Consider the following 26,967-nt stretch of genomic DNA (forward strand, 5'->3'; position numbering starts at 1 on the left):
GCGATGAAATCAAGCATGTTTAAAACCAGTAGAACTTACCCTGACACGGATTTCCACTGGTTTTTACGATTTTTATCAGACTAACTTCCACTTGGATTAGCAGTGGAAGTTAGTTTGGGAATTTACCATTTTTTATACTCAATGAAAATCAAAGAGCAAACTAGGAAGCTAGCCGCAAGCTGTACTTGAGTACGGTAAGGCGACGCTGACGTGGTTTGAATTTGATTTTCGAAGAGTATTAGCTTCCCAGACCATATCATACCATGTTTCCCCTGCAAAGGTTGACTGAGACAAGCCTTCATTGACAAATCCATGCTTTTCATAGTAGACGATGAGATAGTCATGACAGGTTAGGTTAATGCCATCTCTCTTATCCTCAAGAGCAACTTCTTTCAAGGCTGTTAGTAATTTTTGACCCAGTCCTAGTCCCTGTGACTCCTTGGCAATAGAAAGACAGGTCACAGAGATATAACCACCAGGCTCATGACTATAGTCTTTTATTTCTTCTGTAAAAGACTGGTCTTGCAGATGACGATGGGGACCAACTGGCCCTTCAATATAACCCATGATTCTCCCCTCTTTTTCTGCAACCAGAAACGAGGTCTGAATTTCTCGCAAATGCGATTCAAAAACAGAATGAGGAATGGCTTCTTCAACCGAGAAATTTTCTAGTTCAATCTCAACGATACGTTCTAAATCTTCTAATCTTGCTTGTCTGATTTTCATTGTGCCTCCAGATAAAAGGGATTAAACCAAATCATACTAAATCCCTGGCTAGTTGCATAAAGCGAAGTTTCTTCATCAATAAAACCGTTCATTTCAAAATAGGAAAGCAGCTCATCAGGACTCTCCAAACGAATCCCTTTGTAATCCAGCTCAACTGCCATCTCTTTCAAGGCTGCAAGAAGAAGTGTTCCCAAGCCCTGTCTCTGATGGTCAGCCTCGATGACCAAAGAATGTATTTTTAGACATTGCGGATTGTCTGACTGCGGACTTGATAGAATATAGCCTAAAAGTTGATTTTCATCCCTAGCTAGAAGAAAGGTATCCGCACACTTACGGATACTTTCTTCTAAAATATGGGAAGGTTGCTGCTTTTCAGCTGGAAAAGATGAAGTTTGAAGTACCACTACCTCAGCCAAATCAGACTGACTTGCCTGAATGATCTTAATTGGAATTTCCATGAGAATAACCTATTGAACATTGCTTGTCAAGTTTGACAAGAGACGCTCAAATGAGTATTCATAGGTTTGGATGTCTCCTGCTCCCATAAAGACGTAGACAGCATTATCATGGTCTAGGAGTGGAGAAACATTTTCGACAGTGATGACTTGGTGTTTCTTGTTGATTTTATTGGCTAGGTCTTCTACCTTGACATCACCATTGTCTACCTCACGAGCAGATCCATAGATTTGCGCTAGGTAAACAGCATCTGCTTGGTTTAAAGCATGAGCAAAGTCATCTAACAAGGCAATGGTTCTTGTAAAGGTATGCGGTTGGAAGACCGCTACAATTTCCTTGCTTGGGTATTTCTGACGAGCCGCATCCAAGGTCGCAATAATTTCTGTTGGATGGTGGGCAAAGTCATCGATAATAACTGTGTCATTGACAATTTTCTCAGTGAAACGACGCTTAACACCGGCAAATGTTTTCAAGTGCTCACGCACCAAGTTCAAATCAAATCCTGCTGTGTAAAGAAGACCAATAACGGCTGTCGCATTCATGATATTGTGACGACCAAAGGTTGGAATGTGGAATTGCCCCAAGTCTTGTCCACGGAAATGAACGGTGAAGGTTGAACCAGTTGTTGAACGAAGAAGTTCACTAGCTACAAAGTCATTACCTTCTGCTTCAAAACCATAATAATAAATTGGTGCATCAGACGTAATTTTACGCAATTCTGCATCTTCACCATAGACAAAAAGACCCTTGGTAATTTGTTTGGCATAGTCATTAAAGGCATTGAAAACATCCTCGAGACTTGTGAAATAGTCTGGATGGTCAAAGTCAATGTTGGTGATAATAGAGTATTCTGGATGGTAAGGCATAAAGTGGCGTTCATATTCGTCAGATTCAAAGACAAAATATTTGGCATTGGCCGAACCACGACCTGTCCCATCCCCAATCAAGAAGCTAGTGTCTGTGATGTGAGACAAGACATGAGACAACATACCTGTCGTTGAAGTTTTTCCATGCGCTCCAGCTACTCCCATGCTAACAAAGTCACGCATAAAGCTACCTAGAAATTCATGGTAACGTTTGTAGCTGATACCATTTTGGTCTGCATAGGCAATTTCGACGTTGTTATCTGGACGAAAGGCATTTCCAGCGATAATTTCCATATCACCGTCTAGATTCTTTTCATCAAAAGGAAGAATGGTAATTCCTGCCTGCTCAAGACCGCGTTGAGTAAAGTAGTACTTTTCAACATCTGATCCTTGAACCTTGTGCCCCATTTGGTGCAACATCAAGGCCAAGGCACTCATCCCTGATCCCTTAATTCCGATAAAATGATATGTCTTTGGCATGTTTTCTCCCCTATTCTGTAATTCTGGTCAGATTCAACTCTTGGGCAACCCGACGTTCTTGTTCTGTTTGTTTACTTTTTTTATTATAGATTTGGCTCTTCTTTAGAAAATCATAGTTGTTTTTCTTTGGAGCAGGTGCTGACACTTCTTCATTCTTGGTAGAGATAGATTTGACTTCTTCCGCCAAGATGTAATGAGACTGGGTCAATTTTTGGCTATATTTGACAAATTCACCAGGATTTTCCTTTTGGAAAGGAGCTGTCGGTTGGTTGCCCTGTCTAACAAGGCCTGATTTAGAATGACGTCTCGCACGGCTGAAATCCTGAGTTAGATAGTTAGCAGAGCGTTTCTTCTTCAAGTCTGCACGCGCTTCTTCACGCGCCACCTCTGCATAGCTCTTTCCTTCTTTTTTTACCCCTAAAGGAGCCTTTTTAGGTTTCTCTACTTGCTTTTCAATTGGTTTTACTGGCGCCTCTTCAGTAATAGGAGCCCATTCTAAATAATTTTTATCTCGATACTCACCCTTGATATTACTGATCAGATCAGACTCATCATAGAGATTCATGACTGGCATTTCAGTCAACATGACCTCGTCATCTGACACCAATGGAAATCGTTCTTGTTTCATTTTCTATTTCCTTTCAACACTTCATTATAGCGTATTGTCTTGATTTTTCAAGTACTGGCTTCAGAAATTCCCAAAATTTCTCTAATTTCTGCTAGGGTCAGACTGCCACGTGACTCTGTGCCATCCAATACTTGTGACACCAGATGTTTCTTCTGTTCTTGGAGTTCCTGAATTTTTTCTTCAATGGTTCCCTTGGTCACCAAGCGATAGACCTCAACCGTTTCTTCCTGTCCCATCCGATGGGCACGGCCAATGGCTTGCGCCTCCACCGCAGGATTCCACCAAAGGTCAACCAAGATAACGGTATCAGCACCTGTCAGATTCAGACCGACACCACCAGCCTTGAGGGAAATCAGAAAGGCATCTCTTTCTCCTTGGTTAAAGGCCTTGGTCATGTCTTGTCTTTCCTTGGCTGGGGTTGAACCTGTGATTTTAAAGGAAGTTAAGCCCAAGTCTGGCAATTCTTGTTCAATTTTCTCCAACATTCCCTTGAACTGCGAGAAAATCAAGACACGGTGTCCGCCGTCTGCTACCTGTACCAACAGGTCACGAAGACTATCCAGTTTGCCACTGGCTCCCTGATAATCTTCCATAAAGAGGGCAGGGGTATCACAGATTTGACGCAAGCGCATCAAACCAGACAAGATTTCCACTCGACTACGCTGAAATTCCTGATCTGACACCTGAGCTAAACGGTCTCGCATCTGTTGCAACTGGGCTAGGTAAATAGCCTTTTGCTGGTCTTCCAGTTCATTCTTATAAACCACTTCAATCAAATCTGGCAATTCAGTCAGAACTTCTTCTTTCTTGCGCCGCATCACGAAAGGTTTGATAAACTGAGCAACGCGCTCAGCTGGTAATTTCATAAATTCTTTCTTGCTTGGCAAAAGTCCTGGCATGACGATTTGGAAAATAGACCACAGCTCACCCAGATGGTTTTCAATAGGAGTTCCTGACAAGGCAAAAACTGACGGCACCACAAATTGTCTCAAGGTCTGAGCTATCTTGGTCTGGGCATTTTTCATGACCTGAGCCTCATCTAAGAAAAGGAAGTCAAAGGCCATCCCCTGATAAAGCTCACTGTCCTGACGGAAGGTAGCATAGCTCGTCACATAGATTTGATGGCTCTCAGCAAGAATCTCTTCACGACTAGCCTTTAATCCATGAACAACAGCTACATCCAACTGTGGAGCAAACTTCTGAAATTCATCTGCCCAGTTGTAAATCAAACCAGATGGAGCTAGAATCAAAACCCGACTTTCTTTTGTCACTTGACTGGTCAAAAAAGCAATGGTCTGAAGGGTTTTCCCCAATCCCATATCATCAGCCAAAATTCCACCAAAACCATAATGATGGAGCATCTGCAACCAGCCAATTCCCTTTTCCTGATAATCTCGTAAATCAGCCTTGACCTGAGTTGCTTGTCTAGGGAAGTCCTCTGGATGCGTCAAGTCATGGGCCAGATTCTGGAATTCTTGTGAAAAAGAAACACGGTCTCGCCCTTCAAAGAGATGAGCTAAACTGTAGGCCAAGGATTTTCGAGCCTGCAAAGAGCCATCTTTTAGTTCAAACTGCCCCAGTTCCTGTAAATTTTGACGAATTTTCTTAGTCTCTTCATCAAAAAAGTAGACTTGATTAGACGCACCAATGTAAAAATCTTGATTGACAACCAAGGCCTGCATGGCTTGGTCAATTTCCTCTTGGGCAATATCTTGAAAATCAAACTGGATTTCCAAGAGACCTCCCTTGGAAGCAATCTGCACTTGAGGGCTTGCCAGACTATAAAGTTCTTCTAGCTTGTCTGATAGGTCAACATTTCCGAGTTTTTCAAAGCCTGGAATGATTTCATGAAAGAAATGATAGACAGACTCCGCTTTTAAGGCCTGACGCCAAGATTGAAAATCTGCTTCAAAGCCCGCAGCCAAACAGGCTTGGAAAATTCTTTCTTCTAAGTCAGCATCACTCGAAAATGGTAATTCTTCTAGCTCTTGTCGGCTTGATACCTGCCTATCCCCATAATCAAACTGAATTTCTAAACGAATCCGATTATCCTCTTCCCTGTCAAAGTAAAAAGAGGGCGCAAAAGTTTTGATATGTAGACGTTCTGGAGCTGAAACGGTGCCCATTTGGCCAAAGAGCGTTAGGCAGGAAGCTAACTTATCTCGGTCACTACTATCAAATTGCAGGTATTTCTTTCCTTGTTGATCCACAGGCAACGCTTTGATTTCTTTGAGAAGACGCATTTGCTGGTCTGTTAGAAAATAAATCTGTCCTTTATGGAAAAGCACAGCTCCCTGATAAAAGACATTGACCCTTGGACTCTCACTGATTTCCATTTCAAAATAATCCGAGTATGCTGTTACTGTAAAGGCAAATAAATTGGCATCAGCATGCATATCCTGAAAAAGTAAGGTCTGGTAGCTATCCACTTGATGGTCAAATTGAAAATGAGGCAAGGTCATCAGTAAATTCACACCCTGCTCAAAAAAAGTTAGAGGGAAAAAGAGATGCCGACCTTGATTTTGAAAAAAGAGCTCTGGAGTCAATCCTTCCTCCATTAGTCCGCGCAAGAAAGTCAGAAGTTCTTGACTAGCCTCATCAAAGGATTCCCAAGATAAGGACTCCTCATAGGTTTTCCCAATCATATAAGGCTTTCTCTTCTCGACAACTTTTAAAAAGAGTGGAATATCCCGAATGACATAGTATTTTTGACTATTGACTTGCCCGATTCTTAGAGTCCACAATATATGATTGGTTCCTGCTTCCACCTGACCCACAGCCGACAACTCATAGGAGCAGTCTGATTTTGGAGACAAGATTCGTTCTAAAAATTTGCCACCCAAGGTCACCTTGGTTTCAACAGCCTCTTTTTCTTCATGACCTTCTTCCAGCCCCTGCAAGATTTCCTGACCACGCTCATCATTTTTTAGAAAATGCTCCAGCGCTGCCAAATGCACACAGTAGCCCCTCTTTTGGAAAAAATCGCAGGCACAAAAAACCAAATCATCCTCTAAACTATAGCGCAGTTCTTCTTCTGCAACGCGAGCGTAGAGCCGATTGTTCTTTTCCTTGATGATGTCAACCTTACCAGTTTCATAAAGGGCAACACCTTCGATACGGACTTTCCCCGGAATCAATTTAGCCATATTTTTACCTTTACCTTATCTTTTTATTATACCATATTTTCCCCTATGAAAATAGCCTCCTAGGAAGACTTTTCTCCCAGAAGGCTAGATTTTAAAGTTTGGCAAAAGTCGTCACAATCCGCTGACACACTTCTTGCAGCAGGGATTTAGGCATGGCTACATTGAGACGAGCATGGAGACTTCCTTCCTCTCCAAAATCCAAACCACGGTTGAGGATAACCTTGGCTTCATTTCTCAACAGCTCTTGCAATCTTTCATCAGTCAGGTCATAGGCTGAAAAATCAAGCCAAATCAAGTAGGTTCCTTGCGGTTTCATAACCTTGATTTTAGTCTCTTTTCCAAATAAATCCACCACATAATTAATATGGTCTTCAAAGACTTGCTTGAGTTCCTCTAGCCAATCCTTCCCATAGCGATAAGCAGCTTCTGTCGCCAAATAGCCCAAACCTGAAATTTCATGCTGGTTATTGGCTAACTGGCGTTTCTGGTAAGCCACTCTCAACTTAGGATTTTCAATGACTGCATAGGAATTTTTTGTCCCAGCGATGTTAAAGGTTTTAGTGGCACTGCTCAAGACGATTGCAAATTCTTTAAAGTCAGGGTTGATGGTATTGAAGGAATGATGTTTGTGACCAAAGAGGGCCAAATCTTGGTGAATCTCATCCGAAACCAAGACAACACCATGTTTTTGGCAGAGTAAACCAATCTTCTCCAACACTTCCTTTTCCCAAACACGTCCACCAGGATTGTGAGGGTTACAAAGAATATAGAGTTTGACCTCCTCTTCCACCAAATCCTTCTCTAGTTGATCAAAGTCAATCTCAAACAGACCATCCTTTTCCACCAAAGAATTAGTAATCAATCTACGATTATTCAACTTGACACTGCGAGCAAAAGGTGGGTAGACAGGTGTGTTAATCAGAACCGCCTCGCCTTCTTTTGTAAAGGCTTGAATAGCTGTTGAGATGGCTGGGACTACACCCTCGATAAAGACAAGAGCCTCTTTGTCAAAGTGGTAACCGTGTTGTGTGGCTTCCCACTTTTGAACTTCCTTAATTAACTCTTCACTGGCATAGGTATAGCCATAAACCAGTTGATCAGCGTAAGTCTGCACGGCTTGACGGATTTCAGGCAAAACCACAAAGTCCATATCCGCTATCCAAGCTGGTAGGACTTCACTATCCGTTTCTGCTTCTTTCCATTTATAGGTATGGTGACCTAAGCGATTGGGCAGGCTTGTAAAATCATATTTTCCCATCTTTGTCTTATCCTTCCAAGGATTGGCGCAAATCTGCAATCAAATCCCTAGCATCTTCAATTCCAATCGACAAGCGCAAGAGGTCATCTGTCAAACCATAAGAATGGCGCACTTCTGCTGGAATATCGGCATGGGTTTGCGTTGTTGGATAAGTGATAAGACTTTCCACCCCACCCAAACTTTCTGCAAAAGAGAAGACCTTGAGGCTGTTCAAGATATGAGGAATGCGTGTTTCATCCACTACTTTAAAGGAAATCATGCCCCCACGACCAGTATAGAGAACTTCCTTAACTGCTGGAGAGTCCTTCAAAAAGGCAACCACTTCTTGGGCATTGGCTGTTGAGCGCTCCATACGAAGAGACAAGGTCTTGAGACCACGAATCAATTGATAACTGTCAAATGGAGACAAGACTGCTCCTGTCGTATTGAGATTGTAAAAAAGCTTCTCGTATAGTTCTAAACTATTGGTCACAACCACTCCAGCCAAGACATCATTGTGCCCTGCCAGATACTTGGTTGCTGAATGTAGAACGATATCTGCTCCATCTTCAATCGGACGTTGGTAGATAGGGCTGTAGAAGGTATTGTCCACCACAACTTTGGCACCCTTAGCATGAGCCAATTTTGCTAGTTTTTCGATATCAAATTCCAACATCAAGGGATTGGTTGGCGTTTCGATATAGAGAACGTCAACATCCTTCTCCAACTCGACAATCAACTCTTCTTCTGTATTGGCATAGGTAAAATGGAAACGACCTTCCTGCTCCACTTGGTTGAACCAGCGGAAAGAACCTCCATAAAGGTCACGCACTGCCAAAACCTTACTTCCTACTGGAAAGACGCTAAAGGCCAGTACAATAGCTGACATTCCTGAGCTAGTAGCCAGAGCATAGTCTGCTGACTCAATAGCCGCTAAGACTTCTTCAGCTTTACTACGAGTTGGGTTTTTAGTGCGTGTATAGTCAAACCCAGTAGATCGACCAAACTCTGGATGCTGATAGGTCGTTGAAAAATGAAGCGGTGTCACCAATGCACCTGTCGCTTCATCTGACTTAATACCCGCCTGGGCCAAAATTGTGTTAATGTGTAATTCCTTGCTCATACAATTCCTCCAAATCTATAGTAACTATTGTACCACTTATTTTCATCAACTCATTTTCTTCTTTTCAAGAGCTAGTTATAGTTTCAAACTATAGACTTATAGAGTAAAGCTAAAAAGAATCCAGAAAACACTCCAGATTCTTTTGTGAAAATCCTTGCTAATGCTTACTTGGACCGAAAGAAATCCTGTTGAGCTAAATTGTCATAATGCTCTTTGTTAAATTGATACTGGCCCACATACTGACTAAGCTGACCGACATCCACGGAAAAAATATAGGCCTCATTTTGATAGTTCCAGCTCAGCCTGACCGTATTCAAGACTGGCTTATAAGTAAAATCTTTAACTTGTTTCCAAGGCATCTCAAGGACGTGATTAGAACGATTTTCAATTACATCACTGATGTCCATCAAGAAAATCCCCTTAGGTGTGAATGCCAGAATTTTAGGCTTCACACTCGACTGAACATAGTAGGAACCACCTATAATGAAAAAATCAATAAAGGATTTCAACCATGTCTTTTTCTTGAAGGCCATCAGAAAATTCTTTTGTCCTTCAATGTGGCAAGTTGAGAGAAATGATGCAATCTGTTTTTCTGTTGCAAACTCCATAATACCGCCCATAATGATACCTCCATAACTATTAGTAAATAGGCAGATAAGAACTCTTCACATAAAAGAAGAACTTATCATTTGTTGCGTTTTATCTTACTTTTCCAGTAGACGACATCCCTCCTATAAAATCATCCTAGCATGTGTATACTTCAGTTAACACTGGAAGAGGATTTAAAAAAATAACTTCTCACAACTTTTATTATATTCATTATATCATAAATTTGATAAACAATTTAAAAAATGTAAGCACTTTCCTTCAAAAATTCGCCATTACTCTATAAAAAAACGACAGTTTCCTTGAAACCATCGTTTTTATTGAAAAATCCTTATTTGACATGTTTTGCCAATTCTTCTTGGGCTTTTTTATTGGATTCTTCTTTTTCTTTCAGCCATTTTTCTTTAGCTTTTTCAAATTCGTCTTTTGTGACTGTTTTATCTTGTACTTTGAGGTATTTATATGATTCGATACCTTTATTACCAGCTAGTGAATATGGTGAAGAGAAAGGAACTGTTTTTCTCAATGTTGGTGTTCCACCCTTAGAAATATTTGGAATCGCTAGAGAGCTATCTACCAACCAAGCTTGGATCTCAGCATACTTTTCATAGCGTTTCGCAAGATCTTGTTCCTTATTAGCTTCTTCCAACATTTGAGTATAAATATCTAGTCCAACAGCCTTGGCCTTGTCATTAGCTTCCCCAGGCTCTAGGCCTAAGTCTCGTAGCGTTCCACCGCTCTTGACATTAAAGATATCAAGATAGGTTGAAGGATCTTGATAGTCTGCACTCCAACCACCATTGTAAAGATCATAGTCCTTCTGAGCTGCTGTTTGAGCCAAATAGCTTGTATTCTCATAATCTTCAGTAGAAAGTTGTTGAATATCAATTACAACATTTTCTGCACCTAAGGCTGCTTCAATAGATTGCTTCATAGAATTTGCCTCTTGGACATTCTTTTTAGCAGCTTGGTCAACTGTCATGTCCAGGTGGATAGGGAATTGAACTCCTTTAGCTTGGAGTTCTTTCTTAGCTTCTGCAAATTTGGCTTTAGCTTTATCAGCATTGTAATATGGATCCTGAGCATCCGCAAAGTTGATTCCTTGCCATTCTTTACCATAATTGACCATCTTAGAGGCTACTATTTCACCAAAGTCTTTTCCGTTGATACTTACGAAGTTTGGAGGAACAACCAAGTTACGCAAAATCTTAGTTGCACCCTCTTCTCCCTGAGATTGAGCCCCGTAGGCTGTACGATCATAGGCAAAGTTAATGGCTTGACGGAAGTTTTTATTGAGAACTGCTTCTTGAGTCGATTTCTTCTCAGCATCACTTGTCTTAGAAGTAAATTTATAAGATTTTCTATCCAAGTTGAAGTTTAAGAAGTAAGAAGTAGCATCTTGCAAGCTATAAATGATATTATCCTTATTCTTCTCTTTAATCCCTTCAAAACTTGAACTGTTTGGATAGAGACGAGCATAACTGTATGCCCCCTCGACAAAGTTACGAGCCAGTGCATCTTGATCACTACCATCATAATAAGCCAATTTCACATCATCTACAAAGACATTTTTAGCATCCCAGTAGTTAGGATTTTTCTTGAATTCGATAACTGATTTTGAAACAAAGGATTTCATCAAGAAAGGTCCATTGTACAAAATGCTAGATGGATCTACCTTGCCAAAATCATCTCCTTTTGATTTCAAGAAATCTGCATTGACTGGGAAGAGAATGGTTGAGGTTGTTTTTGAGTTCCAGTAAGGTTCTGGTCGTGTCAAGGTATATTGAACTGTTTGGTCATCAAGTGCCTTGACTCCGACAGTTGAAAAGTCGCTTGTTTTCCCGTTAATATAGTCATCCAAGCCTGCAACAGAGTCCTGCACTAGATACAAGGCTTCTGATTTTTTATCAGCTGCATATTTCAAACCTGTCACAAAATCCTGAGCAGTTACAGGAGCATATTCTTCTCCCTCAGAAGTAAACCACTTAGCATCCTTACGAAGTTTGTAGGTATAGGTTAAACCGTCCTTAGAAACACTCCAATCCTCTGCCAAGGATGGCACATAGTTCCCATACTGGTCATTTTCCATGAGACCATCTACCAGATTGGTCACAATATCATTGGTTGTTGCACGGTTTTCTGCTAGATAGTTCAAACTAGATGGATCACTTGAATAAACATAGTTATAGGTTTTTGACCCTGTGCTAGAATTTCCACAGGCGCTTAACAAAATACCTGCACTTAACATGACACCTGCAAGTGTTGCATACTTGGCCTTAGACTTTTTCATTTCCAGAACCTCCTGCTTTAAATATTTGTTTTATTATACAACATTTAGTTTGTTTAGTCAATGATTTTTTCCAAAAAAATCGAAAAAGACCTCATCTTCTACTTTCAAAAGATAATTTTAGCTATTTTGACGCTAAAAAAGGAATAAGTTTCAAGTTCTCCTAAAAGATTGTTCAACTTATTCCTTTTATTTATAAATGCTATCTTACGAAAGATTAAATTTTGCTCGCAGGCGATCTGCTTGGGCTTTTCCAATCACCTTATCCAATAAACGAGTACGGAGACTCATGACTCCGTATACTCCTCCACCCATGGCACCGACAAGAGCTACATAAAGGAAGCTCCACAAACGTCCACTCGGTTGGAAGAAAAATCCTAACAGCCACTGGATGGTTCCTATTAACAGAAACATGACTAGGGTCAGCAAACTGATTAAAATGGTTCGCTTCAAAATCACCTTGCGCTTGACACCCGTTACCTTACAAATATCCCGATACATCAAGACATTAGGAATGATGAGAGCAATGGTTGTGGAAATCAAAGGTCCGTAACTGTGGAAGAGAGCGATGGTAGGTAGTTGCAAGACTAGCTTGGCAATAGAACCATAGATAAAATAGAGAACGGCCTTGCGGTTGCGGAACATGGCCTGAAGCATTGGAGACAAGACCATGTACAAGCCTAAAATAATAGACTGCAAAACTGCAAAGACAAATAAGCCCAGAGCCAAACTATCTGGCTTACCATAGAAGACCGTATAAAGAGGTTCTCCTACCATGACCACTCCAACCGTTGCTGGTAGCAGGAACATAAAGAGTAAGGTGAGACTATCCTGAACGAGACGAGAAGCTGCTTTCAAGTCCCCCTTGACATAGTTTTCAGTCAAAAGTGGCAAACCGACACCCCCAATTGAAACTCCAACAGAAATCAAAATCATCGTGATTTTATTAGGATTGGCTGAGAAATAAGAAAACATGACAACCAAGTCCTCGTTGCTGTAGTTGGTAAACCAGCTCATACTATTGATAAAGGTCAGCTGATCCAAAATCTGGAAGAGCTGGATGGCAGACCCTGTTAAGATAAAAGGAATGGCTTCCTTAATAGTATCGACCAAAAGACGCTTGCTGTTAATCTTATCTCCTGTTTCAAGGACTCTTTTGAGTAATCCCTCTTTGGCAAGGAAATAAATCAAGACTGCAAAACTGGCGACCATGCCGACAAAGGCAGCAAAGGTGGATTGGGTAACCGCTGCTAGGTAATCTCCCGAACCGAGCTTCATAATGATAAAGGTTGCTAGGAGCATCCAGATAACACGAATGACCTGCTCAGCAATTTGACTCATGGCATAAGGTTTGAGGTTATTCATCCCTTGGAAAAATCCTCGGATAACACTCATAGATGGGAAAATCAAGACTCCCCAAGCCAAGCTTTGCATGATTGGGATCAAGTCTTTGCCCACGCCAGACAAGTCTGCTAGCCAAGGAGCAAAGACATACAAGATTAAAGTAAAAACCAAACCTAGTCCCGTCATAAAGCCTAAAAAGCTCCGAATCAGGGCAAAGCTATGCTCTTCTTCTCGCATGGTATTATACTTGGCAACTTGCTTGGCCACTGCAACCGGAATACCTGCTGTTGAAACCAGTAAGAACCAGGCATAGATATTGTATCCCATGGTAAAGAGTCCATTGGCTGTAGCCGCATAAGACCCCATCCAGATGTACCAAGGGATAATGTAAATAGCCCCAAGTAGGCGACTGATAAAGTTACTAGCCGTTAGCCAAGCAGTCCCCCGTAACATCTGGGCCTGCTGGTGATTGTTTTCGTGCGACATAGATTCCTCATTCAATTTTGATAACTAGGAAAAACTCCTTATCTTCCATTATAAACTTTTCCTTGTTACTTGTAAATTTACGACTTTCGGTTTACAATAGAAAGTATGATAAAGATTGAAACCGTATTAGATATTTTAAAGAAAGATGGTCTCTTCCGTGAGATTATCGACCAAGGACACTATCACTACAACTACAGCCATATCGCGTTTGACACCATCTGCTATGACAGCCACAAGGCCAAAGAAAAGAGCCTATTTTTCGTCAAGGGTGCTGCCTTTAAGAAGGAATTTCTGCTTTCTGCCATCTCTCAAGGACTCGGTTGGTATATAGCTGAAAAGGACTACGAAGTCGGTATCCCTGTCATCATTGTGAACGACATTAAGAAAGCCATGAGTTTGATTGCTATGGAATTTTATGGAAATCCACAGGAAAAACTCAAACTCCTCGCCTTTACTGGAACCAAGGGTAAGACAACAGCAGCCTATTTCGCTTATAACATCTTATCTCAAGGGCATCGACCTGCAATGTTGTCGACTATGAATACAACTTTAGATGGCAAGACTTTCTTTAAGTCTGCATTGACAACTCCTGAGAGTATTGACCTCTTTGACATGATGAATCAAGCTGTGCAAAATGATCGTACCCACCTCATCATGGAAGTTTCCAGCCAAGCCTATCTGGTCAAACGTGTCTATGGCCTAACCTTTGATGTGGGAGTTTTCCTCAATATCAGCCCAGACCATATCGGCCCGATTGAACACCCTAGCTTTGAAGACTATTTCTACCACAAGCGTCTCTTGATGGAAAATAGCCGAGCAGTCATCATTAACAGTGACATGGATCACTTTTCTGTCTTGAAAGAACAAGTGGCAGATCAAGACCATGATTTCTATGGTAGCCAATCTGATAACCAAATCGAGAATTCCAAAGCCTTTAGCTTTTCAGCTACGGGTAAACTGGCTGGAGACTATGATATCCAACTGATTGGTCACTTCAACCAAGAAAATGCCGTTGCTGCTGGACTTGCTTGCCTCCGTCTCGGAGCTAGTCTTGAGGACATCAAAAAAGGAATCGCTGCAACCCGCGTTCCTGGTCGTATGGAAGTCCTCACTCAGAAAAATGGAGCCAAGGTCTTCATCGACTACGCCCACAATGGGGATAGTCTGACAAAACTCATCAATGTGGTTGAAACTCATCAAACTGGAAAGATTGCTCTGGTTCTTGGTTCGACGGGAAACAAGGGAGAAAGTCGTCGTAAGGACTTTGGCCTCCTCCTCAATCAACATCCTGAGATTCAAGTCTTTCTGACTGCTGATGACCCTAACTATGAAGACCCAATGACCATTGCAGATGAAATCAGTAGCTACATCAATCATCCTGTTGAAAAGATTGCGGATCGCCAAGAAGCCATCAAGGCAGCAATGGCCATCACTGAACAAGAACTCGATGCTGTTATTATTGCTGGTAAGGGAGCCGATTGCTACCAAATCATCCAAGGCAAGAAAGAAGCCTATCCTGGGGATGCAGCCGTCGCAGAAAATTATTTATAAGAATAGAAAAAATCAAGGGAAAATGAAACCCTTGATTTTTTACTATTATTTAGTAAAAACGTTTTTCAAACCTTCAACGGCACCTTCTACAGCACCTTTAGCGTCTTCTACAACGTCTTTTGCCTTAGCAACTGTTTTTTCAACAGCTCCTTCAAGTTCTGTCTTGCTGTCTCCAGTAACTTTACCAAAACCTTCTTTGACAGCGCCTGTTGCTTGTTCTAATTTGTTTTCAAGTGACATATGATTGTCTCCTTTAGTTTTATTCCGATATGTGTTATCGGTTACATTAGTATAAACTTATCGATAGATAAAGTCAAACAATGTGCTCAGAAAAAGCAATCACACTAAATAGAAAGTTAATCTTTCCTTATCAAAATCGACAGCCAACTCATACTTTCCATCTTCATTTTGGACAATATAGCCCAAGATGACCAAACTGTCCACAAAGATGTCACGGCGTTTCTGCATAAGCTGGTCTTTTTTGAGAAATTTCAACAAAAAGTCGTCATGTATTTGAGAGCATACTCAGGATTAACATCCCCCAAAATGGCATAGAGTTCCTGCTGTTTTTCTGTCAAAGGATACTGATGTTTGACCTTGTAGAAATAATTGGACAGGGTCATTTTTGATCTCGCAAAGTCCGTCTTTTCAACTAAAATAGCTGCATTGGTTTGATTGCGCAATTCTGTCTCAAAACTCTTCTGCAACAAAGCTTGATAGGTCGGACTATCTTCTTTGACAAAAATCTCTTGATCCAGTTCAAGACTATCGAGTGATTCAAGCATAGGAAGACTAAGGTAATAGCGCTTATTTTCCCGTAGAATCAAACCTGCCTTTATATACTCTTCCATGAGTTTGTCAACTGCTAGATCTGGAAATTGAGCCTTGATTTCCCGTAAAATCACATCCTCATGCTGGTCCAGATAGCGGATCAATTCTCCAAAAAATGGCTGTCTCGTCAAACGAGATGGATTAAAAATCTGAATCATGAAGATTCCTTTCTTTACTTTCTAACAGAGGCGATGCTGCCAACTGACTGGGATTGGTACCAGCTTGGTTCAGAGGAACAGGCAGACCTAGTTCTCTATAATACTCTCTCCAAAAATCACTGATCTCCTGTTTACCATCACCAAATTTCATGGGAATGGTTTCAAAAATGGGGAGAATTTCTGCCATATACTGGGAACAGTAGAAACCAGCTCCATCTGGATAGAAAGAAGTATTATAAGGAGCTCCCAGATGTTTGCAAGCTCTTTCCTTCACAGATTGGATATCCATTTCTGGGTAAACATAGATGTCGTACAAATGATTGGGCTCAAAGAAGGCTGCAGGTTCTTGACAGACAACACCATCCTGTCCACTAGCATGATAAATCATCCCATCCAAATAAATGGCAACATGGTTATAGTTGCCTGTGGAAGTCTGGATGGCCTGTCCCATATCTGACCCATCTCTCACAAAAATCAAATCGCCATTTTCTAACATGCTTCACTCCTAGAAAAAAAGGAGTCGAAACTCCTTTCGATATAAGGCAAACTAGCCTTTCCTAATTTGAACTTTAACACTCAAAATCTTAAGCATTAAAGCTTTCAGTCAATTGAGGTACCACTTGTTTCTTACGTGAAACAGCACCAGCAAGGAAGGCATGATTGTTTTCAAGTTTGAAGTTGAAGGCTGCTTCAACCTTGTCCATGTTAGCACCAAGTGCTAGGATTTCTGAGTTTGAGTTGACGATGTCTGTAATCATCAAGACAAAGTCAGAGTAACCGTTTGCTTCGTTAGCAGCCTGCATTGCAGTTTCAATTTCTGCTTGGCGTTCCAATACTTCAGCGATGTCAACTGTGTTTACTTGAGCAACACGGACATTATTTCCGTTCAATTCAAAAGTCTTAGCATCGATGTCAATCAATTCTTCAGCAGATTTGCTGGCCAAGTTTGTACCAGCTTTCAACATAGCCAAACCATACTCTTCCAAGTTGACACCAGCCAATTCAGCCAATTCAGGAGCAATGACTGTATCTGTTGGGTGTGTTGTTGGCGATTTCAAAAGAAGGGTATCTGAAATCAAACCTGAAAGCATCAAACCAGCAATCTCTTTAGGCACAGCTACACCATGTTCTTTGAACATACGGTAAACGATTGAAGACGCTGATCCAACTGGCTCCAAACGCATGTAAAGTGGGCTTGCAGTTTCAAAGTTAGCAACACGGTGGTGGTCCACAACACCATAAACTTCTACTTCAGCGATATCTGATACAGATTGTTGGAATTCATTGTGGTCAGTCAGGATAACTTGCTCTGCACCTTCTGCTTTGGCAGAAGTGATAACACGCGGTGCTTCTACACCAAAATAGTTCAAGACAAAGGCTGTTTCTTCATTTGGAGTTCCAAGGGCAACAGCTTCCGTATCCAAACCGTAAGCTTCCTTTGCAAGGTAGGCAAAGGCTACAGATGAACCGATGGCATCTGAGTCTGGATTTTGGTGACCAAATACTAGAATCTTAGACATGATAATACCTCATTTTGTTTATTCTCTTTATTGTAGCATTTTTTTCGCTTTTTGACAAAAGTAAGAGGAGTCAAAGGACTCCCCTCTACTCTTCAAAATAACTGAGTAAATTTCTATCTTGATTTTCAGATAAAAATCTTTCCTTCTGTGGTCTCTTCTTGCGCTTGAGAAGGGCTTCAGCTGACATGGCTTCTTCCTTACTGGCAAAACCTTGAGCATAGATAAGTTTGACTGGCAAGCGTGCTCGTGTGTATTTGGCTCCCTTCCCACTATTGTGGACAGCGAGACGTCTTCTCACATCAGTCGTATAGCCTGTATAGTAAGATCCATCACGACACTCCAGCACGTACATGTAAGCCTTATGATCCATAATAAATCTCTTCGAGTTCCGGCGTATAGGAACCATCATCATTGTGGACAATGAGAGGTGGCAAGACCTTAAAGCCACTTGTAGAGCCATCCTTGATAGCCTCAATCAAGAGCATATTGGCTTCCTTTTCTCTTTTTGGATAAACAAACTGCAGGCGCTTAGGGGCTAGATTATGCCGTTGCAACATATCCAGAATGTCCAAGAGTCGGTCAGGACGATGAACCATAGCCAACCGTCCATTGGATTTAAGAATACTCTGGGCACTACGACAGATTTCCTCCAGATTGGTCGTGATTTCGTGGCGAGCCAAGAGATAATGTTCGCTCTCGTTCAGGTTTGAATGAGGATCCACCTTAAAATAGGGCGGATTACACAAAATCATATCCACCTTACTTCCCTGTAAACGAGAAGGCATATTTTTCAAATCATCACAGATGACCTCCATCTGCTCCTCTAATCCATTCAAACGGACAGAGCGCTCAGCCATATCCGCCAAACGCTCCTGAATCTCAACAGCCAAAATCTGTGCCTGAGTACGAGTGCTAGCAAATAGCCCCACTGCTCCATTCCCAGCGCAGAAATCCACTATCAAGCCCTTTTTAGGAAAACGTGGAAAGCGTGACAAGAGAACACTATCCACCGAATAGCTAAAAACCTCTCTATTTTGAATAATTTTGATATCTGTTGAGAAGAGCTGGTTAATGCGCTCCCCTGATTTTAATAATTGTTCTTCTTCCATGGTTCTATTATAGCAGATTTATATTAACATTACAAAAAATATAAAATTCTAAACTACTTCTTCTTTTTTAAATAGTGCAAGGCTTCTCTAGTCCAAATTGGCATCATTCGTTTAAGAGGCGCAAAGCCGTAGTTAAAGCGGTCGCTTGAAAAGCGTCTCCGTCTCGGAAACTGGTGCTTTTCTTCCTCCAAAGTGCGGATAGAAAGACTAGCTTTCCCTGTAAATTCATCTAAATCCACTACCTGAACCTGAACCTCTTCATCGACTTTCAAGGCGTCATGAATATTTTCAATAAATCCTGTTCGAATCTCTGAAATGTGAATCAGCCCTGTATCACCTGTCTCTAGCTCAACAAAGGCACCATAGGGCTGAATCCCTGTAATACGCCCCTTTAGCTTATCACCGATTTTCATCTTAGTCCTCGATTTCAATTGTTTCAATCACAACATCTTCAACTGGCTTGTCCATAGCCCCTGTCTCAACAGCAGCAATGGCATCCAAGACAGCGTAAGAAGCTTCATCAGCTAACTGACCAAAAACCGTGTGACGGCGGTCTAGGTGAGGTGTCCCTCCTTGGTTAGCATAGATTTCCGCAATCGGTTCTGGCCAACCACCACGAGCAATTTCTTTCTTAGAATAAGGCAAATGCTGATTTTGCACGATAAAGAACTGGCTGCCGTTGGTATTTGGACCAGCATTGGCCATGGAAAGAGCACCACGGATATTGTAAAGTTCTTCTGAGAATTCATCCTCAAATGATTCCCCGTAGATTGACTCGCCTCCCATACCAGTTCCAGTTGGATCTCCACCTTGAATCATAAAGTCCTTGATAATACGGTGGAAAATAACCCCATCATAGTAGCCATCTTTTGAAAGAGCTACAAAGTTAGCCACTGTTTTAGGAGCATGTTCAGGGAAGAGCTTGATACGCAAGTCTCCGTGATTGGTCTTAATAGTCGCGATAGGACCTTCTACTGTTTCAATGTCTACTTGTGGGAAATGCAATTCTTTTTCTACCATACCAAATCCTTCTAAGGCATCAAAAATGCCATCTTCTTCTAATGTTTTTGTAATATAATCTGCTTTTTCTTTGATCTTATCATGAGAAATTCCCATGGCAACGCTGATTCCAGCATAATCAAAGAGTTCCAAGTCATTGAGCCCATCTCCAAAAACCATGACGTTGACTGGTTTCAAGCCAAGGTGTTCCACAACCTTTTCCACCCCCGTCGCTTTGGAGCCTGAAATCGGCACAATATCAGACGAATGTTGATGCCAACGAACCATGCGAAGTTTATCTGAGAGACTGTCAGGCAAGTGCAAGTCATCTCCCTTATCTTCAAAAGTCCACATCTGATAGATATTTTCTTTCTCGTGGAAATCGGGATCCACATCCAAATCAGGGTAAATTGGATTAATCGCTTCACTAATCATATTGGTGCGAGTCGACAACTTGGCATCATGACTCCCAACCAAACCATACTCAATTCCCTCTTGCTTGGCCCAAGAGATATATTCCTCAACATCTGATTTCTCAATCTGATGTTGATAAATAACCTGACCTTTTTTATCTTCAATATAGGCACCATTTAAGGTCACAAAAAAGTCAGGCTTGAGGTCACGAATCTCCGGAACGACACCAAAAATCCCTCGTCCAGAAGCAATACCTGTCAAAATTCCTTTCTCACGTAATTGCTTAAAAACAGCTGGGATTGAAGACGGAATAAAACCAGTCTTTGAATTCCGCAAGGTATCATCAATATCAAAAAAGACAATCTTAATCTTTTTTGCCTTGTATCTTAATTTGGCATCCATCTCACTACCTCTTTCAATCTAACTCTTTCCATTATACCATAAAGTAACTAAATCCCCTATTTTCAAAAAATTTCCCATTTTATTTTAATTTTTTGGATAAGAAAAGAAGAAATGTTTATGAAAAAGCGGTCCGTCGGGGTCTTAATTCGCTTCCTTATTTCCGAACTCATGAAAAAGAGGTCCACCCAGACCCAACTCGCTCTCTCATTTCAAAGCTCGTGAAAAAAAAGACCCAACCGGGTCTGAAAAAGAGGTCCACCCGGACCTCTTTTTTAATCTTCGTTTACGAAAGGCATCAAAGCCATTACGCGAGCGCGTTTGATAGCTGTTGTTACTTTACGTTGGTTTTTAGCTGAAGTTCCTGTTACACGACGAGGAAGGATTTTCCCACGTTCTGAAACGAAACGGCTAAGAAGCTCAGTATCTTTGTAATCAACATATTCAATTTTGTTTGCTGCGATGTAATCAACTTTTTTACGGCGTTTGAATCCGCCACGACGTTGTTGAACCATGTTTTTTCTCCTTTATAATTTTAGTTGTCCATTAGAATGGTAAATCATCATCTGAAATATCCAATGGATTTGTTGCTCCAAATGGATTTTCATCACGTGAAAAGTCTGGTACTGAATTTGTAGGTGCTGAATAGCTTGCAGTTGGGGCAGAGTAAGCTCCACCTGTATGACCTTCACGCACACTACGGCTTTCCAACATTTGGAAATTCTCAGCCACGACCTCTGTCACGTAGACACGTTGTCCTTGCTGGTTATCGTAACTACGAGTCTGGATACGACCTGTCACCCCGATGAGTGAGCCTTTTTTAGCCCAGTTAGCAAGGTTTTCAGCCTGTTGGCGCCACATAACGACATTGATAAAATCAGCCTCACGTTCGCCATTTTGACTCTTAAATGTACGGTTTACTGCAAGAGTAAAAGTCGCAACTGCTACATTTGATGGGGTATAACGCAACTCAGCGTCACGTGTCATACGCCCTACAAGTACAACATTGTTAATCATAGTTTACCTTCTTACGCGTCAATTTTGACGATCATGTGACGAAGAATGTCAGCGTTGATTTTTGAAAGACGGTCAAACTCTTTAAGAGCTGCATCGTCGTTTGCTTCAACGTTAACGATGTGGTAAAGTCCTTCACGGAAATCTTTGATTTCGTATGCAAGACGACGTTTTTCCCAAGTTTTTGATTCAACAACAGTTGCACCGTTGTCAGTCAAAATAGAGTCAAAACGTGCTACCAAAGCGTTTTTAGCTTCTTCTTCAATGTTTGGACGAATGATATAAAGAATTTCGTATTTAGCCATTGATATGTTCCTCCTTTTGGTCTAATGACCCCAAGACTTTGCAAGGGGTAAGTGAGGTTCGCTCACAATAAACTATTATACTAGAAAAAATTTTTTTACGCAAGTAAAAACACCTAAATAAAAAAAGAAGATGACGAATCATCTTCTCAAAAACTATGAGTTTTTAGTCTTCTTTTTTCTTGAGAGCAAGAAGTCCAAATCCACCTAGGACTCCAAGAAGTCCAAGCGCTGCGAGGCTAGCGTTAGCTTCTGTACCTGTGTTAGGCAATTCTTTTTGACCATCAACATATTTAGGTGTTGGAACAGCAGGTTGGCTTGGAGTGCTTGGTTGAGCCGATTGGGAGTGCTGAGACGGAGTTTCAGGAACTTCTGTATCAAAATGTTGCGGTGTCACCACTCTCTTATAATGATGAACTTTATTGCCATTTTCATCTATCGTAGTTTTTGTAAACTCATATCCTTCAACAACTTTAGGTTTTTTTACACCTTCCTCTGATGTTGAAATATCTTTACCATTTTCATCAATAAAACGAGTCACTATTTTAACGTTTGGAGTTAATGGTGACGGTGTTAGATTTTGTTCAACAACTGTAACAATTGCTGGTACTTCCACCAAGACTTTATCCCCTCGCTTAACAACAACAATAACTTTTTTATCTCCAGTTGTACTTGTGTCTGGATTATCTTTATATTCAAATACCACACCTTCTGGATAATCAGATGGATTGATATTCTTCTCAGGATTTGGCACTACACCTTTAGATACCACTTGTTCTTTTCCTTCCACTACTTTAACTTTAGCTGGTACTTCAACAAGTGTGTCATCTCCGTCTTTAGCAACAACGACTACATCTTTTTCACCTGGGGTTGTGGTATCTACAGGAGTTTTATACTCAAATGTTGAACCCTCTGGGTATTCCGTTTTATCAATACTGTTTTCTGGATTTGGTTGTTTATTGTTTTCATCCACTGGAACTATTTGAGGAACACCCTCTACAACAGTTACAGGGACTTTAACAACCGTTCTTTTTTCTTCCCCGTCTACCGTATATTTCACAGTCACATTTACATCCGTATCATCTGATAAATCTGGATTGTCTACATTATCATCAATACTTACATTAGTAACATTTTCTGGAAGTTTTCCTTTGAAAGTATCGTCTGTGATAGCTTCTTTCGCTTTAGCAAGAGCTTTTTCTTTTGCTTTCTCCTTATCGCTATCTTTGGCAACAAAAATTCCTTTTGGTGTTGGTTTTGGAAGAACTGTTACTTTAACTTTTACTGGTTCTGTTAAAGTTTCTCCATTTTGATCCGTATAAGTCACCGGCACAGTCACTTCTTTGACACCTGATTTAGCTGTAATATCTTTAGCTAAATCTTTAGGCTCGCCTTTGGTTCCATTTTCCCCTGGAGTGACAGCATCAGTTATATCCTTAGCAGTCAATTCATCTCCCTCAAATACAACTTTAGATTTTGGAGTTGAACCAACTACATTTACTGGAACATCCACATTCACAGAAATATCATCGATGATTTGTCCAGTAGCCTTATCTCTGTATTTAACTGTAACAGTAACTGGAGTTTGTTGCCCATTTTGATCCGTTTTCGGAGTAACAATGGCATCATCTGTTACAAATGGAGTTACCCCTTCAGGCACATTTGTGAGTCCAGTAATTGCTTTATTAACATTTTCGCGAATCGCATCGATTAATTTCTCGTTTGATGTACCATTTAAGACTATAATGCCTTTTGGTTCTGGTTTTGGTAATACTGTTACAGGGACATTTACAGTTTCATCTCCAGTTAAATATTTAACTGTAGTTGGTACTACTACGTCTGTTGCTCCAACTTTTCCTGTTGTATCTGGTAAATTCGCATCCGTTGGATCTTGTACTGTTCCACCTTTACCTGGTGTAACTGCTTCTTTTACTTTAGCTGGATCTGGTTTTTGACCTTCTACAACGTAGACAGATTTAGTTTCAGAACCTTTAACGTTTACAGTAATTTCAGCATCTTTTGTATATTCAACGCCATCTACTGTGTAAGTTACTGGAACTTTTACTGTCCCTCTTTTTGTTCCTGTTTCTGCGGTGATTTTTGCTAAAACTTCTTCTGTAATCTCACCAACCACTACATCTTTAAAACCTTCTGGTAATTTAGCCTTGAAATCATCTGATGTTGCTACTTCTGTCGCTTTTGTTTTAGCAACTTCTTTTACTTTATCTACTGATGCTCCTTTGTGTACTTCTACTTCACCAGTTGCTTTTGGTAAGACAGTTACTGGAACTTCAACAGTTTCATTAATGTTTGTACCATTTATTTCATGTGTGACAGTTGTAGAAATCTTAAGTCCTGCTTCCCCAGCTTTTCCTGTTGTATTAATCACATCTGCTTCGTTAGGATTATTTACTACCCCTAGATTATTATCAATAGTAGCAGGCTTAACTGAAGATTTAACCTCTTCATTTGTAATCTTATCACCTTCAAATACTACTAACTTATCTGTAGTTGATTTTACAACACTAACTTCGATATCTACAGTATTTTTATAATTTTTTCCATCTCGACTATGAACTACTGGCACTTTTATAACACCGGCATTCTCTTTCGCTACGTCAGTAGCAACAACTCCCGTAGACATTCCTTGATCATCTAGAGTAGCCGTAGCATTAGTTTCATCCAGTTTTCTCTTGTATTCTTCTGATTCAATCGTTTCTTTCGCTTTTGATTTAGATAGCTCCTTGATCTTATCTAAACTAGTTCCGACTGGAACAGTGATTTTATCAACATCAGTAAATGAATCGATATACAAGGTCTTTTTATATTTGTAGTTCGGTTCATTTGAATATTTAAGACTTGGAGCATTGACATTTTCTGAAACATCATAAAAATTGGAATCATTATTTCCATATCTATGGAGAACATTTCCCAAACTATCATCTCCTGGAAATCCATTTTGACCTGAAACTTCAAAGGTAGAACTACCCACATAATCTGCTGTTGTTTCAAATGGAATTTTAACAATAAAGTCTGATTTACGATTATCTCCAGCTATAATCCCTCTTTTTGAAGAATCAACAAGAAAACTTAGCTCTGACTTAATTTTATCAAATCTAAAATCACTTGTCCATGTATTATTTAGTTCCCAAGCAGACTGTCCGTTAGCAGTATTCAAATCTAGCCTACCACTTGGCGTACCTAGTGAGCCAAGTACAACACCTTTCGGTACTTTAATCGTTACTTTATATTTTGTTTGGAATCCAGTGATAGACGCTCCACCTAAGTTTCGTATGTTTAAATCAATTGTTCCTGTTTGTTTTTTACCATATATAGCATCATCGGTAAACCCATATTTCCCAGATTTCTTTTCACTAGTGATATTAGTTGAAATATTAACGGCTGGACCTGTAGCAATCCCGATACCTCCAATGATATAACCATCTTCGATAGGGTTATTGCCAAGTGTTTTGTTGGTTTGTCCTGGACTTCCTGCTTCAACAATCACACGAACTTTTGTGGTTCCCTCTGGGATATGGACAGCACGAAGTAAATTTCGCCAACCATTTCCGACACTGCCAGGATTTTGCTCAAACTCCGTTTGTGAATTTCCACTTTTACGCTTCAATTCCGTTAGTTTTTGACCAGTATAAGCATCTACTATTGTTAATTTAACATTTTCTCCTTCTGATGGTAGAGCAAGTGGTCCATAAGCTCCATTATGTAAAACATTCACAAAGAGCAGAGAGTTAGGGTTAACATCCACATCTCGATAAATTCCATTACCTTTCTTCCCTAACTCTAAGTAATAGTCTCTATCAACCCTTCCTAATCCCACTTTTTTCATGTCCTCTGCAGAAATTAACCCAGATAACATACCACCACCTGCATTAGGTCTATTTTGTCCACCAGTGGCTGTTACTTTATCATTATTGCTATATAGCTTAGCAGATTTCGGAGTGTAGGTTTGGTTAGGTTTAGGGGTGATATTGGTAGGGGATTCTCCTTTTACTAGAGTCACCTTTTCTGTATTATTTGTTAATTTCCAACCATTTAGCTTGGTGCCATCTGCTGCCTGTTCTCTGGTAAGTTCTAGTTCCTTCCAATGATATGTAGCTGAACCAACATTCGGACTATTAGTATCTGGACCTAATTGTTGATCCCCACTATCTTTTTGTTTACTAATAGCACTAGAGAAGTTCTGTTCACCAAAACCTTCCTTTAAATTTGCAAAAACACCTGTTTCATTATTATTCCCAAATCTAACAGCATTATTATTGATTGGTGCACCCCAATCAACTTTACCTGATTGATAATAACGAAGAGTATCTTTTTGAGCTTTTAGCTTTTGGAGAGCAGCATGCTTTTCTTTTTCAGTTGTTAGACTAGCTATTTCTACGTTATAAATAGTTTCTGACTTAGTCTTAATCGTGTTCAAAAGTTCAACAAATTCTTTATCTATCTCACCCTCTCCCTTTGCTTCCTCAGTAGAGATTTTAGCCGTAAGTTTTGTAATTTCACCTTGTAATTCTTGTTTAGCTTTTGTCAGTTCATCATCTGATACTCTTGCTACATCTGCAAGCGGAGTTTCTTGAGCACCTGTAGCCTCTCTAAACCCACTTTCCCCGTTTCCAGGAATCACTTGTCCATTACGCGAGTCTTGATTATTGTTTGCTTCCTTCTTTTCTGCTTTTGGCATACTTTCAATAACGAAAGCTTTGTTTTTTAATTCTCGCGTAGCTTTATCTACTTCTTCTTGTGTTGCTTTTTCATTTGATAGGAAGGTTTGAGCCTTAGCTAGTTCTTCCTTAGCATTTTCGATGGTTGCGGCAGTCTTTTCAGATACGCCTGCTTTTTCAAGAGCTGATTGCATACGAGCAATAGCAACTCCCAATTTGCTTGTATCAACCTTTGTAACTTCTGACGCTTCAATTGCTGTTTCTGGTTGTGGTTCCACAGTTGCTGGCACCTCTGGAACTGATACCGCCGGTTCCATTTCTGAGTCTGTCGAACTTTCACTAGCTAGTGTATTGTCATTCACTTTTGAAAGTGAGAGCGATTCACTCTCTCCCTGTACTCCTCCTTCAGCACCTACTTCTGGTCTAGCTGGAACTACTGGAGAATTAGCTTGAACGTTGCCCCCACCTAAGAAAAACAATCCTGTAGCTACAGCTACACTAGCTACCCCAAAACTAACCTTACGAATGCTATAACGTGTAAATTTTTCCACTTGTGAACGAGCATGTACGCCTTTATTATTAAACATTGCTACACTCCTTTTGTAA

At 40.5% G+C, this 26,967-nt stretch carries 22 protein-coding genes and 1 pseudogene; 1 reads left to right on the top strand and 22 read right to left on the bottom strand.

What is annotated here, in order from left to right; genetic code table 11:
• Positions 1 to 168 precede the first annotated feature (168 nt).
• The 10 genes from OVN23_RS06490 to OVN23_RS06535 all read right to left on the bottom strand — a co-directional run bounded on the left by OVN23_RS06490 (position 169) and on the right by OVN23_RS06535 (position 13,385).
• On the bottom strand, positions 169 to 726 hold the full coding sequence (locus tag OVN23_RS06490) for a GNAT family N-acetyltransferase (protein ID WP_240149616.1): 558 nt from the start codon (positions 724 to 726) through the stop codon (positions 169 to 171).
• Entirely contained in the window at positions 723 to 1,184 is a 462-nt protein-coding gene (locus tag OVN23_RS06495) for a GNAT family N-acetyltransferase (RefSeq protein WP_173253301.1), read from the bottom strand. The genes OVN23_RS06490 and OVN23_RS06495 overlap by 4 nt, the downstream gene beginning before the upstream one ends.
• A gap of 9 nt (positions 1,185 to 1,193) precedes the next feature.
• Complete coding sequence (gene murC, locus OVN23_RS06500) at positions 1,194 to 2,528, bottom strand: UDP-N-acetylmuramate--L-alanine ligase (RefSeq protein WP_173253300.1); 1,335 nt, start codon at positions 2,526 to 2,528, stop codon at positions 1,194 to 1,196.
• 10 nt (positions 2,529 to 2,538) lie between these two features.
• Entirely contained in the window at positions 2,539 to 3,156 is a 618-nt protein-coding gene (locus OVN23_RS06505) for a cystathionine gamma-synthase (protein ID WP_173253299.1), read from the bottom strand.
• Positions 3,157 to 3,203: 47 nt separating this feature from the next.
• Complete coding sequence (locus OVN23_RS06510; RefSeq protein ID WP_267240845.1) at positions 3,204 to 6,302, bottom strand: DEAD/DEAH box helicase; 3,099 nt, start codon at positions 6,300 to 6,302, stop codon at positions 3,204 to 3,206.
• Between the two features lie 91 nt (positions 6,303 to 6,393).
• Positions 6,394 to 7,560 (bottom strand): MalY/PatB family protein, encoded by a 1,167-nt coding sequence (locus tag OVN23_RS06515; protein WP_267240846.1) that lies wholly within the window; start codon positions 7,558 to 7,560, stop codon positions 6,394 to 6,396.
• A gap of 7 nt (positions 7,561 to 7,567) precedes the next feature.
• Positions 7,568 to 8,662 (bottom strand): cystathionine gamma-synthase, encoded by a 1,095-nt coding sequence (locus OVN23_RS06520; RefSeq protein ID WP_267240847.1) that lies wholly within the window; start codon positions 8,660 to 8,662, stop codon positions 7,568 to 7,570.
• Positions 8,663 to 8,826: 164 nt separating this feature from the next.
• Positions 8,827 to 9,282, bottom strand: coding sequence for a hypothetical protein (locus OVN23_RS06525; RefSeq protein ID WP_267240848.1), 456 nt, complete (start codon positions 9,280 to 9,282; stop codon positions 8,827 to 8,829).
• A 317-nt stretch (positions 9,283 to 9,599) separates the two neighbouring features.
• Positions 9,600 to 11,558 carry a peptide ABC transporter substrate-binding protein gene (locus OVN23_RS06530; RefSeq protein ID WP_267240849.1) on the bottom strand — a complete coding sequence of 653 codons (1,959 nt, stop codon included), beginning with the start codon at positions 11,556 to 11,558 and terminating at the stop codon, positions 9,600 to 9,602.
• 204 nt (positions 11,559 to 11,762) lie between these two features.
• The gene (locus OVN23_RS06535; protein ID WP_267240850.1) at positions 11,763 to 13,385 is read right to left on the bottom strand and encodes an oligosaccharide flippase family protein; all 1,623 of its coding nucleotides are present in this window, start codon (positions 13,383 to 13,385) and stop codon (positions 11,763 to 11,765) included.
• A 105-nt stretch (positions 13,386 to 13,490) separates the two neighbouring features.
• Here OVN23_RS06535 and OVN23_RS06540 point away from each other — a divergent pair, with 105 nt between their 5' ends.
• Positions 13,491 to 14,936: a UDP-N-acetylmuramoyl-L-alanyl-D-glutamate--L-lysine ligase gene (locus tag OVN23_RS06540; RefSeq protein WP_267240851.1), complete on the top strand. Its 1,446-nt coding sequence runs from the start codon at positions 13,491 to 13,493 to the stop codon at positions 14,934 to 14,936.
• A gap of 45 nt (positions 14,937 to 14,981) precedes the next feature.
• On the opposite strand, the gene OVN23_RS06545 is transcribed toward OVN23_RS06540, so the two are convergent.
• The 12 genes and pseudogenes from OVN23_RS06545 to OVN23_RS06600 form a co-directional block, all read right to left on the bottom strand.
• Positions 14,982 to 15,176: a CsbD family protein gene (locus OVN23_RS06545; protein ID WP_000051195.1), complete on the bottom strand. Its 195-nt coding sequence runs from the start codon at positions 15,174 to 15,176 to the stop codon at positions 14,982 to 14,984.
• 99 nt (positions 15,177 to 15,275) lie between these two features.
• Positions 15,276 to 15,925: pseudogene (locus OVN23_RS06550) on the bottom strand (DUF1803 domain-containing protein).
• Positions 15,909 to 16,421 carry a YiiX/YebB-like N1pC/P60 family cysteine hydrolase gene (locus tag OVN23_RS06555; protein ID WP_267240857.1) on the bottom strand — a complete coding sequence of 171 codons (513 nt, stop codon included), beginning with the start codon at positions 16,419 to 16,421 and terminating at the stop codon, positions 15,909 to 15,911. The pseudogene OVN23_RS06550 and the gene OVN23_RS06555 overlap by 17 nt, the downstream one beginning before the upstream one ends.
• Positions 16,422 to 16,509: 88 nt before the next feature.
• Positions 16,510 to 17,445, bottom strand: a complete 936-nt coding sequence (locus OVN23_RS06560) for a manganese-dependent inorganic pyrophosphatase (RefSeq protein ID WP_267240858.1) — start codon at positions 17,443 to 17,445, stop codon at positions 16,510 to 16,512.
• A gap of 85 nt (positions 17,446 to 17,530) precedes the next feature.
• On the bottom strand, positions 17,531 to 17,815 hold the full coding sequence (locus OVN23_RS06565; protein ID WP_261011552.1) for a GIY-YIG nuclease family protein: 285 nt from the start codon (positions 17,813 to 17,815) through the stop codon (positions 17,531 to 17,533).
• Positions 17,805 to 18,554 (bottom strand): tRNA1(Val) (adenine(37)-N6)-methyltransferase, encoded by a 750-nt coding sequence (locus OVN23_RS06570; RefSeq protein WP_267240859.1) that lies wholly within the window; start codon positions 18,552 to 18,554, stop codon positions 17,805 to 17,807. The genes OVN23_RS06565 and OVN23_RS06570 overlap by 11 nt, the downstream gene beginning before the upstream one ends.
• Before the next feature lie 53 nt (positions 18,555 to 18,607).
• Positions 18,608 to 18,967: a S1 RNA-binding domain-containing protein gene (locus OVN23_RS06575; protein ID WP_016398574.1), complete on the bottom strand. Its 360-nt coding sequence runs from the start codon at positions 18,965 to 18,967 to the stop codon at positions 18,608 to 18,610.
• Position 18,968: 1 nt separating this feature from the next.
• Positions 18,969 to 20,369, bottom strand: a complete 1,401-nt coding sequence (locus tag OVN23_RS06580) for a bifunctional Cof-type HAD-IIB family hydrolase/peptidylprolyl isomerase (RefSeq protein ID WP_267240860.1) — start codon at positions 20,367 to 20,369, stop codon at positions 18,969 to 18,971.
• 272 nt (positions 20,370 to 20,641) lie between these two features.
• The gene (gene rpsR, locus OVN23_RS06585; protein ID WP_267240861.1) at positions 20,642 to 20,881 is read right to left on the bottom strand and encodes a 30S ribosomal protein S18; all 240 of its coding nucleotides are present in this window, start codon (positions 20,879 to 20,881) and stop codon (positions 20,642 to 20,644) included.
• A 31-nt stretch (positions 20,882 to 20,912) separates the two neighbouring features.
• A complete protein-coding gene (gene ssbA / locus OVN23_RS06590) occupies positions 20,913 to 21,383 on the bottom strand; it encodes a single-stranded DNA-binding protein SsbA (RefSeq protein WP_261026331.1) in 471 nt (156 codons plus the stop codon).
• An 11-nt stretch (positions 21,384 to 21,394) separates the two neighbouring features.
• Positions 21,395 to 21,685, bottom strand: coding sequence for a 30S ribosomal protein S6 (rpsF, locus tag OVN23_RS06595; protein WP_267240862.1), 291 nt, complete (start codon positions 21,683 to 21,685; stop codon positions 21,395 to 21,397).
• A 163-nt stretch (positions 21,686 to 21,848) separates the two neighbouring features.
• Entirely contained in the window at positions 21,849 to 26,948 is a 5,100-nt protein-coding gene (locus OVN23_RS06600; RefSeq protein ID WP_267240863.1) for a YSIRK-type signal peptide-containing protein, read from the bottom strand.
• Positions 26,949 to 26,967: the final 19 nt, after the last annotated feature.

This window comes from Streptococcus sp. Marseille-Q6488 (assembly GCF_946902925.1).
Lineage (GTDB): Bacteria > Bacillota > Bacilli > Lactobacillales > Streptococcaceae > Streptococcus.